A 15,849-nucleotide genomic window follows, 5' to 3' on the forward strand; every position below is an offset into this window, starting at 1 on the left:
TAGCCCCGTCAGCGCGCCGCTGCCAGGGCCTTCGTGATCCGCTGCAACGAGACCGTCTCGGCGGTGCCGAGCTCCTGCGCGAACAGGCTCAGCCGGAACTCCTCGAGCATCCACCGGGCGTGCACGAGTTCCGGGTGGGCACCGACGGCGGGCGGGAAGCTCCCACCGGCGTCGACGTACCGGTCGGTCGCGACGGTGACCTCGCGCATCCACGTCGCGTCGCGACCGGGGTTCTGCAGGAGCTTCTGGACACGAGCCTCGACGCCCTGCAGGTACACCCGGACCCGCCGGAGCCGGTCGAGCCCCGCGTCCGAGACGAAGCCCGGGTACACGAGGCGTTCCACCTGCTGGCGCATGTCCGTCAGGGCGCCGAGCAGCGACATCGAGTTCGCCTGCTTGAGCGCGCGCTCCGCGGACCGCTGCGCGGCGAACACGGCGGCGAGCTCGGAGACGGCCGCGAACATCGTGTCGACGACCGTGGCCGACACGGCGTCACGGACGGCCTCGAACCCCGCCTTCGTGAACACCAGGCCGTCCGGGTGCGCGCGACGGATGCCGGCGTCCACCACGGCCGCGAGCACGTCGTCGAACAGCGCCGCCGTCGACGGGTACGGGCTCGCGGCGAGCGCGAGCTTCTCCTGCGCGGTCAGGTGCGACTGGATGTACGACACCGGCGAGGGCACCGCGAGCATCACGAGCCGCCGCACCCCGGCGGGCATCCGGACCTGGCGGTCCGCCGGGGTCGCGAGCAGCTGCACGCCGACCGTCGCCTTCGGCCCCGAGCCCTCCTCCACCAGCGCCGGGTAGGCGCGGATCACGCCGCCCGCCTGCTTCGTGTCGAGGGTCTGCGGCAGGTCGTCCGTCGGCCACGTGGTGAGACCGGAACGCTCCACCGTCCGACCGGCGGTGGCGTCGGCGACCTGCGCCGGGCCTCCCGGTCGGTTCCGCCCGCGTTCCTGCGTCGCCCGGGCGACGCTCTCCTGGGTGCGGTCCTTCAGCTTGGTCTGCAGCGCCGACAGGTCCTTGCCGGCCTCGACCCGCCGTCCCCGCTCGTCGACGACCGCCCACGTGGGCAGCAGGTGTGCGGGGACCCGGCTCAGGTCGAAGTCCGACTCGGACACCGGCACGTAGGTCATCCGCTGGATGGCCTTGGCGAGGGTGGCGCGGAAGGACTCCGTCGGCTCGGTGGGGGCGTCGTCGGGCAGCTCGGCCACGATCTTCTCGGCCCAGTCCGCCGCGGGCACGACGTTCTTGCGGATCTGCTTCGGCAGCGACTTGATGAGCGCGGTGACGAGCTCCTTGCGCAGGCCGCGCACCTGCCAGTCGAAGCCCTCCTCACGCATCCGGGGGAGCAGCGCGAGCGGCACCTGGACGCTGACGCCGTCGTCCTGGGCTCCCGGCTCGAAGCGGTACCGGATGGCGAGTCGCTGGTCGCCGCTCCGCCACTGGGTCGGGTACTCCTGCTGGTCCTGCGCGGCCTCGGCGGCGTCCTCGTCGAGCAGGTCGGACCGCTGCATCGTGAGCAGGTCCGGCTCGTCGCGTCGCGCCTGCCGCCACCACCCCTCGAAGGCGCGGGTGGTCGCGACGTCGGCGGGGACGCGGGCGTCGTAGAACTCGTAGACGTTCTCGTCGTCGAGCAGGATGTCGCGGCGCCGGGTGCGCTCCTCGAGCTGCTCGAGTTCCTTGCGGAGCTTCCGGTTGGCACGGTCGAACGCCTGCTGGGAGTCCCACTCGCCCTCGACCAGGGCGTGCCGGATGAAGAGCTCGCGGGAGTGCTCCGGGTCGATGCGGGAGTACTGCACCCGGCGACGCTGCACGATGGGGACGCCGAACAGCGTCACCCGTTCGTACGCGACCACGGCGCCCTGCTTCTTCTCCCAGTGGGGTTCGCCGTACGTGCGCTTCAGCAGGTCGCCGGCGAGGGGCTCCACCCACGCGGGGTCGATCCGACCGACGGTGCGGGCGAACAGCCGGCTGGTCTCGACGAGCTCGGCGGCCATCACGGCGTCCGGCTGCTTCTTCGCCAGCACGCTGCCCGGGAAGACCACGAAGCGGGTGTTCCGGGACCCGAGGTAGTCGCGCTTCTCACGGTCGCGCAGACCGATCTGGCTGAGCAGTCCGGACAGCAGCGACCGGTGCACCGCATCGCCGTCGTCGGAGCGGGACTGCCCGACCCGGACGTCGACCTGCTTCGCGGCGCGGGAGAGCTGCCGGTACAGGTCCTGCCACTCGCGGATGCGCAGGTAGTTGAGGAACTCGGCCTTGCACAGGCGGCGGAAGGCGCTCGACGAGAGCTCCTCCTGCTTGTCCTCGATGTGGTTCCACAGGTTGAGCAGCGTGAGGAAGTCGCTGGTGGGGTCGGCGAAGCGGGCGTGCAGCTGGTCGGCGTGCGCACGCTTCTCGAGGGGACGCTCGCGCGGGTCCTGGATGCTCAGGGCGCTGACGACGGCGATGACCTCGCGGCCGACCCCCTGGCGCCCGGCCTCGAGCACCATCCGTCCGAGCCGGGGGTCGATCGGCAGACGTGTCAGCTGCCGGCCGGACTTCGTGATCCGACCGTCGGTGTCGACGGCGCGGAGCTCGCGGAGCAGGTCGAGGCCGTCCTTCACGCCGCGGGAGTCCGGCGGCTGCAGGAAGGGGAACGACTCGATGTCGCCGAAGCCCAGGGAGATCATCTGCAGGATCACCGCGGCGAGGTTCGTGCGGAGGATCTCCGGGTCCGTGTACTCGGGCCGGCGGCCGAAGTCGTCCTCGGAGTAGAGCCGGATCGCGATGCCGTCGCTCGTGCGCCCGGCACGCCCGGACCGCTGGTTCGCGCTCGCCTGGCTGATCGCCTCGATCGGCAGCCGCTGCACCTTGGCCCGCGGCGAGTACCGCGAGATGCGGGCCGTGCCGGTGTCGACGACGTACTTGATGCCGGGGACGGTCAGGCTCGTCTCCGCCACGTTGGTCGCCAGGACGACCCGGCGACGGACGCCCGGGGTGCTGCGGCGCTCGAACACCCGGTGCTGGTCGGCGGCGGACAGCCGGCCGTAGAGCGGCAGGACCTCGGTGCCCGGGTAGCGCTTGCCCTCGATGGCGTCCTGCGCGTCGCGGATCTCGTTCTCGCCGGACAGGAACACCAGGACGTCGCCGGGGGCCTCACGATCCAGCTCGTCGAGCGCGTCCGTGATGCCCTGCATGACGTCGCGGTCGTCGGGCGTCCGGCCGCCGCCGCTGTCGTCGGTGCGGGGGTCGTCCTCGTCGTCGGAGCCAGCGGAGCCGTCGGCGTCCTTCGGGTCCTCGGCGACGAGCGGCCGGTAGCGGACCTCGACCGGGTAGGTGCGGCCGGAGACCTCGATGATCGGGGCGCCGCCGAAGTGCTCCGAGAAGGACTGCGGATCGATCGTCGCACTCGTGATGATGAGCTTGAGGTCGGGACGGCGGGGGAGCAGGCGCTTCAGGTACCCGAGCAGGAAGTCGATCGTCAGCGAGCGCTCGTGGGCCTCGTCGATGATGATCGTGTCGTAGCGCTTCAGGTCGCGGTCGAAGTGGATCTCGTTGAGCAGGATGCCGTCGGTCATCAGCTTCACCCGGGTGTTCGACGACACCTTGTCGGTGAACCGCACCTGGTAGCCCACGAGGTCGCCCAGCTCGCCGCCGAGCTCCTCGGACACCCGCTCGGCGATGGTGCGGGCGGCGATCCGGCGGGGCTGCGTGTGGCCGATGTGCTCGCGCCCGAGCTCGAGGCAGATCTTCGGCAGCTGGGTCGTCTTGCCGGACCCGGTGGCCCCGGCGACGATGACCACCTGGTTGTCACGGATGGCGGCCGCGATGTCGTCCCGTCGCTGCGAGACCGGCAGCTCCGGCGGGTAGGTGATGACGAGCGGCGAGGAGGACATGAGCATTCCAGGATACCGTCACACGGTCTGTGCGGCGAGTTCCGTGACCGACCGGGCGGGCAGCGCGCACACGCGGTCGTGGCAGACGAAGGCCGCGGGGTCGAGCGACGCCCGCTCGTCGAACAGTGCGAAGCCAGCCGCCGACCAGTCGCGCGCCTGCTCCGGGGTCACCCGTGCGACGACGGTCCCCGGCCGACGGGCGCCCCTGACGGCGTCGCGCAGCGGGTCGTTCGGGTCGGAGGCGACGACGACGACCTCGCGCGACGGCCGCTGCAGCGCGAGGGCGACGCCGAGGGCATCGGCGTGGCCGAGCGGCCGTTCGGTCCCGGTCACGGCACGGTCGGCGACGAGCCGGGTCGCGGCGACGCGGTACCCGTCGTCGCCGGTCAGTGCCGCGAGGGTCGCCGCAGCGGCGGCCAACGCCACCGTGCCCGACCGCACCGCGGTCTGCGGCTGCTCGCCGGTCGCGGTGCCCGCGGCCGCCAGGACGGGGTCCACGTCGAAGCGCGCCGCGACGCCGTCGTCCACCAGGGACCGCGCCGCGACGGCGAGTCCGGCGTCCCCGGTGACGAGGGCGAGTTCGAGCAGCCCCTCGGCCAGGAGCCCGACGTCCTCGACGGTCGGCGGCGCGCTCGACGCCCCCCGCGAGGTGCCCGACCGGACGACGACGTGGCCGTCGCGGACGTGGGCACGCAGGACGGCGTCGGCGGCACCGCGGGCGAGGTCGACCATCTCGTCGTCGCCGTGGCGGGCGCCGGCGATCGCGAGCCCACGGATCGCCAGGCCGTTCCAGCCGGTCAGGACCTGGTCGTCGAGGGGCGGGGGATCGAGCAGCGCGCGTTCGGCGAGCGGACGTCGGTACCACTCGCCCTCGACCCGCCGTCCGTCGATCGTCGACTCGCTGTCCTGCGCCGCGACGAACGCCCCGTCCTCGCGACGCAGCGTGTCGCGGAGGAAGTCCGCGATGCCCCGGGCCTGCTCGGCACCGGCGACCGCGAGCAGCCCCGCGTTGTCGTACAGCATCCGCTCGTAGTGCGGCACGCTCCAGTCACGCCGGGTCGCGTACCGGAAGACACCGCCGTCGGCGTCGGTGAGCTCGGACCCGCGGATCGCCGCCAGCGACCGGTCGAGCAGCGCGGCGGCCTCGGCGTCGCCGTCGGCTGCCGCGTCGCCGAGGAACTCGAGCAGCGGTGCCCCCGGGAACTTCGGTGCCCCGCCGAAACCGCCGTACGTGGTGTCCTCGGACCGCAGGAGCTGACCGGTGACGGCGCGGACCCGGTCGACGGACGGGAGGCGCGGGTCGCCCCCGGCGGGTTCGTCGCCGACCAGCGCGGCTGCGTCCGACTCGGCTCCCTGCCGGATCGCGGTCGCGATCGCCGTCGCGTTCGCGTCGACCTCGTGCCGGCGCTCCGTCCACGCGTCGAGCACCGCCGCCAGGATCTGCCGGAACGCCGGGACCTGGCCGACGGGGGTGGGCGGGTAGTAGGTGCCGGCGAAGAACACGTGCCCGTCGGGCGTCAGGAACGTGGTCAGCGGCCACCCGAGTTGCTGGGTGAACGCGCTCGCCGCGGCCATCAGGCTGGCGTCGACGTCGGGGTTCTCCTGCCGGTCGACCTTGACGGCGACGAAGTCGCGGCGGAGCAGCGCACCGACCTCGGGATCGGCGAAGCTCTCGCGAGCCATGACGTGGCACCAGTGGCAGGTGGCGTACCCGACGGAGACCAGGACGGGCACGTCGCGGCGCCGGGCCTCGGCGAAGGCGTCCGGCCCCCACTCGCGCCAGTCCACCGGGTTGTCGGCGTGCATCCGCAGGTAGGGGCTGACCGAGGTGCCGAGTCGGTTGTCGTTCATGGCTCCCAGCGTGCCCCGTCCCGACTGGGTGGGTCGCCGTCTCGGAGGATCTGTGGACGGTTGCCGGCCGTCCACAGGGACCACCGGGGGATCAGGCGGGCAGCCACCCCGTGAGCGACGCGAGGTGGCGTGCGACCTGCTCGGGCGTCCGGCCGTCCGTGTCCACCCGGGTGACGGTGTCCGGGATGGCCGTGTCGAGCCTCCTGGCCGTCCGCGTGCTGTGCGCGAGCTGCGCCGACGGGACCACGCCGCCGGACCGACGGCCCAGCCGCTCGGCGGTGACGTCGTCACCGGCCCGGAGCAGGACGGCGGTGACCACGGGGTCGTCGCCGACGGCGGCGGCCAGCCGGTCCTGTTCGAGCACGGACACCGTGTTCGTGAACACCAACCGGTGGTGCCCGAGATCCCGGTACGCCGACCAGAGCAGGGCGAGGTTCCGCTCGGCGAGGCGGACCTCGGGGTGTGCGACGTGCGGTGCCGGGTGGGCGAGGTCGAGGACGTCGCCCTCGATCACCGCGTGGTGCACGTCGGCGCCGACGAGCAGGTCGTGCAGGGCCTCGGCCACCGTCGACTTGCCGACACCCGAGCGCCCGCCGAGGAACAGGACCTCGGGGCGGCCGGGCGCGACGTCGGCCACGGTCAGCCCAGGCCGAGGGAGAGCAGTGCGAGCGCGGCGTCCTCGGGGCCGTAGTCGAACATGCGGTCCCAGAACGGGTCGGCGGCCCACGGCACGTCGCTGCCCGCCGGGACCGCGTGGGCGGTCTCGACGAGCCAGTCGAGCTCCGGCAGGACGGCGGACGCGAACGTCGGCGGCTGCCACCCGAGCGCGCGGGCGGCGGTGGTGTCCAGGACGAACGGCGACGGCGACGACCACGGCGTGGTGCCGACGAACGCCGGCGCGTCCTGGTCGAGCAGGACCTCGTCGAACCGGTGGTCCAGGTGTGCGGCGATCGTCCGGACGATCTCGAGCGCGTCCGGGGCGGAGTCGTCCGCCACGTTCAGGATGCGACGGTCCGGCGCGTCGGCGACCAGGCGGACGAGCGAGCCGATGCCGCTCGCGGCGGTCGTGTGGTCGACGCTGCGGCCGGCGTCGGCGAGCAGGACGCGCTCGCGGCCGTCGAGGACCCGGCGGACGACGAACCACTCCCGCGGGCGGCCGATGCCCACGCCGTACACCTTGGACGGGCGCAGCACCGTCACCGGGGCGCCGTGGTCGAGCAGGACCTGCTCCGCGGCGACCTTCGCCGCACCGTAGCCGTCACGACTCGTCGGGTCGCCGTCGCCCGCGGCCACCGTGGGCTGGAGCTCGGTGACGGCCCCGCCGAACACCGGCTTGTCGAGGGAGTTCGCGTGCCGACCCTGCTCGTCGACGTAGACGGAGCGCGACGAGACGAACACCGAGGACCCGACGTCGTCGAGGAACGGCAGGAGCTGCACGGCGTCGTCACGGGTCAGGCCGACCGTGTCGACCACCAGGTCCGCTCCCGGGCGCAGCAGGTCGCGCAGGGTGCTCGTGTCGCGCCGGTCGCCCGCGGTGAAGGTCACGCCGCGTGCGGTCAGGGCGTCGGCGGCGGGGCCACCGCGCCGGGCGAGGACGTCGACCTGCCAGTCGTCACCGCCGCGGCCGGAGACGTCGAGGAGCTCACGCGCGACGGCCGAACCGATCCCGCCGGTACCGCCGAGGACGACCGCGCGTCTGCTGCTCATGTGCCCACGCTAGCCGTGCCGGGACGGTCGCACGTGCCGGGTCTGCCGGGTCGGTCTCGCCGGGCGCCGGGCCGCGGTCGGCCCGGTCGGCTGCCGGGTCAGGACGCGAGCGCCTCGGGCTCGTGCCGCCACCAGTCGGCCAGCGACCCGTCGTACACCCGCACCCGGTCGTGCCCCAGCACCGTCAGGGCGAGCGCGTCGACGCAGGCGGCGCTGCCGACCCCGCAGTAGGTGACGATCTCGTCGTCGCCGATCACGTCGGCGAACGCCCGCGCCAGGGCAGGCCCGCGCAGGTACGTGCCGGTGGTCGGGTCGAGCAGCGAGTCGGCCGCCACCGAGGTGCTGCCCGGCACGAGCGGCGGGTGGTCGTCGCCGAGCGCCGACGCGGGCGCCGCCAGCACCAGCGACGCGGGCTCGTCGCCGGACACGGCCCGCAGGACCCGGTCGCGGTCGGCCCAGAGCGGACGCTCCTGACCCGCCAGGAACGCGCGGTGCGGCAGGGCGGAGTCCGCCGGCGAGGTGTGGAGGGCACCGACCCGCACAGGGCGCCCCTCGTCACGCCACTTGGCGAACCCGCCGTCGAGGACCGCGACGGCGTCGAAGCCGAACGAGCGGAAGATCCACCAGAGCCGTGCGGACCACTCACCGCTCCCGTCGTCGTAGACCACGACGGTGGCGGTGTCGGTCACGCCGAGGGCTGCGGCGGCGGCCTCGAACCGGTCGGCGTCGGGTCGGGTGAAGGGGAGCTCGGCGTCCGGCGTCGAGAACGCTCGGATGAGGTCGGCGTACCGCGCTCCCGGTACGTGGCCACGCTGCTCGTGGGCGTCCCGCGCGCTGTGCCAGGTCGTCCCACGCCCGGCACCGTCCGTGTGCACCGAGGCGTCGAGCACGATGAGCTCGTCAGCACCGAGGTGGTCTGCGAGCCACTGCGTCGACACGAGCGGCGAGGTCAGGACGGGGGCCATGCCGCACACCATAACTCCGACCCCTGACGGCTGCGAGGGGAACGGACACACGGCGCAACGGGGTGTCGGGACGGGCGCTTCGGTCGGTCGGTGCGCTCCCCCGTTCTGGTGCCACCCCGGCCGGTTCGTGCTCGGTATGTTGGTTCCCCGGATCACCCGGGGGAGGGCCACCACGTGAGCACGCGGGAACAGCACGTCGGATCAGGGACCGCGGAGGCCTTCGCGGACCGTCTGCAACGGCTGCGCCGCGCTGCCGGGGACCCGTCGTACGGGGACGTCGCCGCCCGGATCACCGCACGCCGAGTCGCCGTCGGGACACCGGAGGCGGCGGCTCGCATCGCCCGGTCCACCGTGTACGACGTGTTCCGACCCGGGCGGACCCGACTGAACGTCAGCCTCGTCGGCGAGGTCGTCCGTGTCCTCGGCGTCGCGGACGGCGACGTCGAGGAGTGGCAGCGCGCGGCGCGCTCGCCGGTGGTCGCGCGTCCGGGGCCGGGACCCGCAGGACCCGTCCGACCCGAGGTCGGTCCGGCTCCGTCCGCCCAGTCGGAGGCCGACGAGCGGCCGACCGGGAGGCCCGGGTCGGCTCGACTGACCAGCTCGGCCTCCGCGGTGGTCGCGTCGTCCCTGCGCCGGTGGCCGGACCGGTTCCGCCACGACCTCGACGCGGGTTCCGTCGTGCTGCTCGTCGCTGCCGCTGTCGGACTCGACCTCTTCGGCGCCAGCGTCTCCGAGCAGTTCCACCTGCCGATCTGGCTCGACACGATCGGCACCGCCGTCATCGCCCTCCGACTCGGCCCGTGGGCAGGCGCCGGGGTCGGTGCCGGGGCGGTGCTCCTCAACCAACTCGCCCACGGGCCCACCTCCTTCTGGTTCGCCCTCGTCGGCGTCGTGGCCGGTCTGCTCTGGGGTGCCGGCGGCCGGTTGCGGGGCCTGCAGCGGTCATCCTGGCGGTTGCTCGTGCTCGGCCTCGTGGTGGCCGTCGGGTGCACAGCGGTGGCGACGCCGGTCACCGTCCTCGCCTACCAGGCGTCGGTGACGCACGGTACCCAGGCGTACATCGACCTGCTGTCGGCAGCGGGCGACGGTCCGTGGGTCGCCGTCGCCCTGGCGAACCTCGGAGCGTCTGTCCTCGACAAGGTCCTGACCACCTTCGTGGCGTTCGCGTTGCTCGTGCTGCTCGAGCGACGGATGACGCGCGCACAGGAGACTCCGCTCCCGGACTGAAGCGCTGTCCGGGTTTGTGCGGACAGCGGTCCGGACACCGGTCCGGACACGTCCGCACACCTACGGTCGGCGGTGTGAACCAGCTCCTCTCCACGACGGCCTCGGCGGTCGCGCTCGTCGGCGGCATCGTGCTCTTCGTCGCGCTCTTCACGCCGCGACGGTTCCGGGCGCGTCGTCCGGCCCGTTTCGGGATCGGCTTCGGCCTGCTCGGGGTCTCCGCCGTCCTCTGGACGGTGGCGGGGCGGAGCTGACGGTGCGCTCGACGAGAGGAACGAAGATGAGCGGTCCGCTGGAGACCCGACGGCGGAGGTTCGCGCGTACCGCGGACATCCTGGTGGTGGTGCTGACGATCCTGAACGGTCTGAGCTGGGTGGTGGGCGGCCTGACTTCCCCCGCATGGTTCGCCGTGGTCCTCGGCCTGGCACTCGCCGGCCGGGTGACGCGAGACCACTTCCGGCCCCGGTCGGGCGTGCTCGGCACCATCGTGGCCGTCACCGCGCTCGCCACCGCGGTCCTCGGCGGGATCGTCACGGCGTCGTCGTCGCCCGTCGCCGGCCACGTGCTTCCTGTGCACCTGCTGTGGTCGCTCGTGATCGTCGCCGCGACGATCGCTCGCCCGGTCGTCGCGACGAGCATCCGGACCGGCGCCGCCGCCGACACGGCCAACCGCATCCGTGCCGCCGAGGAAGAGCGGATCCGGTCCAACCGTGAACGGGAACTCGACCACGTCGCCCGCGTCGAACGCGACCGCAAGTGGGCAGCGCGGCCGTCGGGTGACGGCGAGCGCACCGGGTACGAACCGAGCGAGCTGGTCGACGTCGAGATCGGGCCGAACGCCTGGATGTACGGGGAGCCCGGTGCCGGCCTCGGTGGGTCCGGCTTCGACGCGCGCGCGATCGAGCGCGGGCGTGAGGGAGAGGTCAACTTCGCGAAGGTCCTCGAGCAGCGCGGCCTGCTCGGACGCTTCGCGACGTTCTGGTCCGTGCACATGCCGGACGAGGGCGTCGGAGCGAGCAAGCAGTTCCAGACCGACATCGACTGCGTGGTGGTCACCGGCTCCTCGATCTGGCTCGTCGACGTGAAGAACTACGACCAGGGCGGCGTGCGCTGGACCGTCGAACGTGAGGACCCCCAAGGCCGTTCCTCGGCACCGACGCTCATCGCGATCGACCTGCAGACCGAGGGCGCGGTCGGGCACCCGCGCAAGATGTCCGGGAACATGAAGCTCGCCCGCGAGCGTTTCGGCCTCAAGATGCGCAACCTCGGCATCCGGACGATGGTGAAGCCCGTCGTCGTCATGATGCCGCGGGACGACGGCCTCGGCCGGATCCAGGACGTCGCGTGGCCGGGGGACATCCCCGCGGCCGGCCTGCCGGACCTCCTGCGCTGGCTCGAGGACGAGCCGGACTTCGTCCCCTCCGACGAGAACGCGAGGCTCCTCGTCCCGATCCTGTCGGCGCTGCTCAAGGACGAGAGCGGCTCCGCGCCGGTCGTCGGAGAGCGCCGGCGTCCGTCGCCCGCGGCGACACCGACCCGCACCGTGTCGACCGCCCGTGCCACAGCCACACGACCGGCGACGGCGCCGAGCACGACCGAGGACGCCGGGTCGCGCAGTTGCTCCTCGTGCGGAGCGACCGTGACCGCGGAGATGGGCTTCTGCGAAGCGTGCGGGGCGGCGTGACCACCTGGTTGCTCGAGGTCGAGGTCGACGACCTCCGGGCCGCACTCGCGCACGTCGCCCCGTTCGCAGCGGCTGCGAACCCGTCCCCCTGGGACCGCATCCGCATGCACGTGCTGTTCGAGGGCGGCGTGGCGGACCTGCACCTGCTCGCCGGGTCGGACCGGAACCTCGCCGACGGAGCGATCGCACACGTGAGCGGGCGGACGCTCCGCGAACGGGACGACCGCGTGTTCTTCGGGACCGATCTGGTCCGTTCGGTCAGTGTGTCGTTGCCCTCGAGCGGCCTCGTGCAGATCGGCGTCGACCCGGGCGCGGTCTCCGTCCGCCACGTCGCGGACGGAGCGGTGGTCAGCACGTCGGCGGTCGTCGCGCGGATCAGCGTCGGGTGCTTCCCGACAGGAGCGGGGTGGCGGACCCTCGTCCCTGCTTCGCGCTGGACCAGGGGCGGACGAGCAGAGGTGTTCGAGGTGTTCGAGGACGACTACAGCTCGGAGCTGGTCGAAGCTGCGCCGACCGCGGTGGTGGTCGCCCCGGTGACGGGTCCGTCGACGACCGACACCGCACCCGGCGCGCCGGCGCCGACGCCCGCGAAGGCCAGGCCGGTCGTGATGCCGTCCCTCCCCGCGCCCGCAGCCGACCCCGCGCCGCGACGGACGCCCGTGCCGGCTCGTCGGACGGGTCACCTGTCAGCGGACGGCCGACGGTGAGCGTCGGACGGATCAGGGACGTCGAGCAGGTCCTCCGGCTCACGGTCGGTGCCCTCCGCCGTGCCGTCGCCAGGACCGACGGGTTCCGAACCTCCGACGGCTCGGGTGTGCTGGACGGCGTTGGCCTGTGGGTCGACGAGGGCACTCGTGTCCAGCTGATCGCGTCGGACGGCGTGCACGTCGCCCTCGAACCGGTCCTCGACGCGGTCCCGATCCTGACGACCTGGCTGACGTTGCCGCCGAGCTTCGTGGTCGAGCTCACCGGCCACTTCGGCGACGACGACGAGGTGTCCATCGGGCTCGGCTGGGGCGAGGACGGTCGGCAGGTCGTCGTCCAGGGCGCCGCCGACGAGCCGGTGCTCCACCAGGCGATGTGGACGTCGCCGCGTCTGCTGGAGCACCTCAAGGGCTCGTACGCGTTCTTCGGCGACGGGGAGGCGAGTCTGGTGACCGTCGACCGGAACGCGTTCATGAAGACCCTCGTGACCGCTGAGGCCGTCGAACCGTCATCGATCGTCACCCTCGCCCTCGCGCCCGAACGCGTCCTCGTCCGGGGCGCCGCCGGGTTGCTCGGCGATCCCGTGGCGGGGATCCTCGCCGGCCGACCCCGCCGGCTGCACGTGCCCGTCGAGCGGCTCCGTGCAGCGGTGCGCTTCGTCTGTTGGACCGCCGAACAGCGGTACGACGCCGTGGCGCTGCAGGTCTCGGGCGACGGATCGCGCGTGCGACTCTGGGGGACGGACGCCGACGGTGCGTCGGACGGTCCTGAGTGCTTCGTGCGGACGAGCTCCGACGAAGCCGGTGCTTCGCTCCGACGGATCGCTCGCGACGAACAGGCGGCTGGCCGGGAGGAGGCCGAGCCGGACGACGGGCTCGAGGTGCTCTCACCGCTCCCGCCGGCACAGGGGCCCGAAGCCGTCGCCGCCGTGCTCGCGGAGCTGGACGCGATCGTCGGGCAGGCCCAGCTCAAGGCGCAGGTGCGCAACGTCGTCGCGCAGGCGGAGCTCGTGCAGCTCCGCAGGGAGAAGGGCTTCCACGGCGAGCTGACCGCCGGACACCTGCTGTTCGTCGGGCCTCCCGGGACCGGGAAGACCACCATCGGCCGACTGATCGCCCGGCTCTACCACGCGCTCGGGTTCCTGCCCACGGACACCCTCGTCGAGGTCGACCGTGCAGCCCTCGTCGCAGCGCACGTCGGCGGCACCGAGGAACGCACGACCGCCGCTGTGGAGCGGGCGATGGGCGGCGTCCTGCTCGTGGACGAGGCGTACGCCCTCACCAGCGGCGGCGAGAACGACTTCGGCCGACAGGCGCTGGACACCCTGCTCAAGGCGCTCGAGGACCGCCGCGGGTCGTTCGTCTGCATCGCCGCCGGCTACCCGGCCGAGATGGACGCCTTCACCGCGGCGAACCCGGGCATCGCCTCGCGGTTCCCGCAGCGCATCGAGTTCACCCCGTACTCCGCGGACGAGCTCGTCGCGATCGCCGTGCAGATGGCGTCGGACTCCGGTGCCGTCCTCACCCACGAGGCGGTCGAGCGGCTCGGGCTCCGACTCCGCGAAGCCGAGGTCTCCGGTCGCTTCGCGGAACGCACGTGGGGCAACGCGAGGACGGTGCGGACCGTGGTCGACCGAGCGGCCGCCGCTCGGGACGCCCGCCTCAGCGCGCTGCTCGCCGGTGCGCCCGGACTCGGGGGCGACACCATCGACGGAGCCGCCCTCGTCGAGATCCGGGAAGAGGACATCGTCGTCGCGTGCGACGACCAAGGTGTCGGCCGTCCGTCGGCCCCGACCGAGGACGTCGAGACCGTGCTCGCGGAACTGCGCGCCCAGATCGGGCAGGACCAGGTCGCCCGGCAGGTCGAGTCGCTCGTCGCCAACGCCCGCGCGGCTCGTGCGGCGGCCGATCGTGACGAACGTGCGACGGTGCCGGACATCCCGCACCTGCTCTTCACCGGTCCGCCCGGCACCGGCAAGACCACGATCGCCCGGCTCATCGCGCGCCTGTACCGTGCGCTCGGGCTCCTGCCGGGTGGCACCGTCGTCGAGGTTGACCGTGGCGACCTCGTCGCCGGGTTCGTGGGACAGACCGCGACGAAGACGACCGAACGGATCGACGAGGCGATGGGCGGCGTGCTCTTCGTGGACGAGGCGTACGCACTCACGGCCGGAGGCGACGCCTTCGGGCGGGAAGCCGTCGACACGCTGCTCAAGCGGATGGAGGACGACCGCGGCCGGTTCCTCGTCATCGCCGCCGGGTACCCGGAGCCGATGAGGGACTTCCTGCGGTCGAACCCAGGACTCGCCCGGCGCTTCCCGACGACCGTCGAGTTCCGGTCGTACTCGGCCGAGCAGCTCGCCGAGATCGCGACCTCGATGGCGGCGGCGAGGAACGAACGGTTCACGGAGGACGCCGCACAGGTGCTCCGCGCCCGGTTGTCGGGGGCCGAGCGCGCCGGCCTGTTCGCCCGGGCCGACTGGGGGAACGCCGGAGCCGTCCGGAACCTCGTCGACGAGGCGGTCCGGGTCCGCAACACCCGCGTGTTCGCCGACGATCGCACCCCGCCGGTCGGTGCCGGCCTCGACGAGCTCGACGCGTCGGACGTCGAGGCGGCGTGCAGGTCGGTCCTGGCGGACGACGGGCCGGCCGTCGAAGCGGTGGGGGACGTCCTGGCGGAACTCGGCGCACAGATCGGGCAGCCCGGGGTCAAGGTCCAGGTCGAGTCACTGATGGCCGGGGTCCGCGCCCAGCAGGCGCGTCTCGCCCGGGGCATGTCGACCGGGCAGTCCCTGGTCGAGCACCTGGTGTTCACCGGCCCGCCCGGGACCGGCAAGACGACGATCGCCCGGCTGCTCGCGCGGCTGTACCGCGCACTCGGCGTCCTGCCGTCCGGACACGTCGTCGAGGTCGACGCCGCGGGACTCGTCGCGGGCTACGTCGGTCAGACGGCGACGAAGACGGAGGAACGCATCGCGGAGGCCCGGGGCGGCGTGCTGTTCATCGACGAGGCGTACACGCTCGCCGGCGACCGGGACAGGAGCTTCGGGCAGGAGGCGATCGACACGCTGCTCGCTCGCATGGAGAACGACCGGGGAGCCTTCATGGTGATCGTCGCCGGGTACCCCGACGAGATGGCCGGGTTCCTGCGTTCCAACCCCGGACTCCCGTCGCGCTTCACCCAGACGATCGCGTTCCGCCCGTACTCGTCCGACGACCTCGTCGGGATCGCGGAGCACATGGCGGTCGGAGCGCACGAACAGGTCACCGAGGACGCTCGCGAGCTGCTGTTGCGCCGTCTGACGGCAGCGGAGGCGGCCGGACGGTTCTCCGACCGGGAGTGGGGCAACGGGCGTGCGGTGCGGAACATCCTCGACGACGCCGTGCGTGCCCGGGACCTGCGGTTGTTCGCGGATCCGTCGTCCGAGCCGACGTCGGACGAGATGGTGACGATCGAGGCCGTGGACATGACCGTCGCCGCCGACGCTGCTGCGCTCCCGGCCGGGGTCCCAGCAGCCTCCTGACCGAGCGGGCGAGCGGGTAGGCGGGGCAGTGGGGCAGCGTCGGGCCCTGGCCTCGGGAGCGCGCGGCGCGGGGTCCGCGACAGGACACGCGTCGATCGACACGTGGTTCGTCGGATCATGCACGCACAGAGGTTGCGCGCGCGTATTCCGTCGGACCACCTGTCGTTCGACCGGTGGTTCGTCGCACCATGCGCAGGCATGCGCCCGGCCGCCCCGCCGCCCACCGCCCCGCGTCACGGCCCGCCGCCCCACTGCCCGCCGCACGCACGACGGCCCGCCCCGGTCTCCCGGGACGGGCCGTCGCAATCG

At 73.1% G+C, this 15,849-nt stretch carries 10 protein-coding genes; 5 read left to right on the forward strand and 5 right to left on the reverse strand.

Features of this window, described 5'->3' with window-relative positions; all coding sequences use genetic code 11:
• Positions 1-8: 8 nt before the first annotated feature.
• The 5 genes from hrpA to BIU97_RS12720 all read right to left on the reverse strand — a co-directional run bounded on the left by hrpA (position 9) and on the right by BIU97_RS12720 (position 8,404).
• On the reverse strand, positions 9-3,881 hold the full coding sequence (gene hrpA, locus BIU97_RS12700) for an ATP-dependent RNA helicase HrpA (RefSeq protein ID WP_071297932.1): 3,873 nt from the start codon (positions 3,879-3,881) through the stop codon (positions 9-11).
• Positions 3,882-3,899: 18 nt separating this feature from the next.
• Complete coding sequence (locus BIU97_RS12705) at positions 3,900-5,732, reverse strand: thioredoxin domain-containing protein (protein ID WP_071297855.1); 1,833 nt, start codon at positions 5,730-5,732, stop codon at positions 3,900-3,902.
• 91 nt (positions 5,733-5,823) lie between these two features.
• Entirely contained in the window at positions 5,824-6,369 is a 546-nt protein-coding gene (locus BIU97_RS12710) for an AAA family ATPase (RefSeq protein ID WP_071297856.1), read from the reverse strand.
• Positions 6,370-6,371: 2 nt separating this feature from the next.
• Positions 6,372-7,439, reverse strand: a complete 1,068-nt coding sequence (locus BIU97_RS12715; protein ID WP_071297857.1) for an NAD-dependent epimerase/dehydratase family protein — start codon at positions 7,437-7,439, stop codon at positions 6,372-6,374.
• A gap of 98 nt (positions 7,440-7,537) precedes the next feature.
• Positions 7,538-8,404, reverse strand: a complete 867-nt coding sequence (locus tag BIU97_RS12720) for a sulfurtransferase (protein ID WP_175472215.1) — start codon at positions 8,402-8,404, stop codon at positions 7,538-7,540.
• A gap of 174 nt (positions 8,405-8,578) precedes the next feature.
• Here BIU97_RS12720 and BIU97_RS12725 point away from each other — a divergent pair, with 174 nt between their 5' ends.
• The 5 genes from BIU97_RS12725 to BIU97_RS12740 all read left to right on the forward strand — a co-directional run bounded on the left by BIU97_RS12725 (position 8,579) and on the right by BIU97_RS12740 (position 15,540).
• The gene (locus tag BIU97_RS12725) at positions 8,579-9,631 is read left to right on the forward strand and encodes a hypothetical protein (RefSeq protein WP_071297858.1); all 1,053 of its coding nucleotides are present in this window, start codon (positions 8,579-8,581) and stop codon (positions 9,629-9,631) included.
• Between the two features lie 74 nt (positions 9,632-9,705).
• Positions 9,706-9,882, forward strand: a complete 177-nt coding sequence (locus BIU97_RS18140) for a hypothetical protein (protein WP_175472216.1) — start codon at positions 9,706-9,708, stop codon at positions 9,880-9,882.
• A 26-nt stretch (positions 9,883-9,908) separates the two neighbouring features.
• A complete protein-coding gene (locus tag BIU97_RS12730) occupies positions 9,909-11,312 on the forward strand; it encodes a nuclease-related domain-containing protein (RefSeq protein ID WP_071260530.1) in 1,404 nt (467 codons plus the stop codon).
• Positions 11,309-12,019 (forward strand): hypothetical protein, encoded by a 711-nt coding sequence (locus tag BIU97_RS12735; RefSeq protein ID WP_139196027.1) that lies wholly within the window; start codon positions 11,309-11,311, stop codon positions 12,017-12,019. The genes BIU97_RS12730 and BIU97_RS12735 overlap by 4 nt, the downstream gene beginning before the upstream one ends.
• Complete coding sequence (locus tag BIU97_RS12740; RefSeq protein WP_071260536.1) at positions 12,016-15,540, forward strand: AAA family ATPase; 3,525 nt, start codon at positions 12,016-12,018, stop codon at positions 15,538-15,540. The genes BIU97_RS12735 and BIU97_RS12740 overlap by 4 nt, the downstream gene beginning before the upstream one ends.
• Positions 15,541-15,849: the final 309 nt, after the last annotated feature.

Source organism: Curtobacterium sp. MCBA15_009 (assembly GCF_001864895.1).
Taxonomy (GTDB): Bacteria; Actinomycetota; Actinomycetes; order Actinomycetales; family Microbacteriaceae; genus Curtobacterium.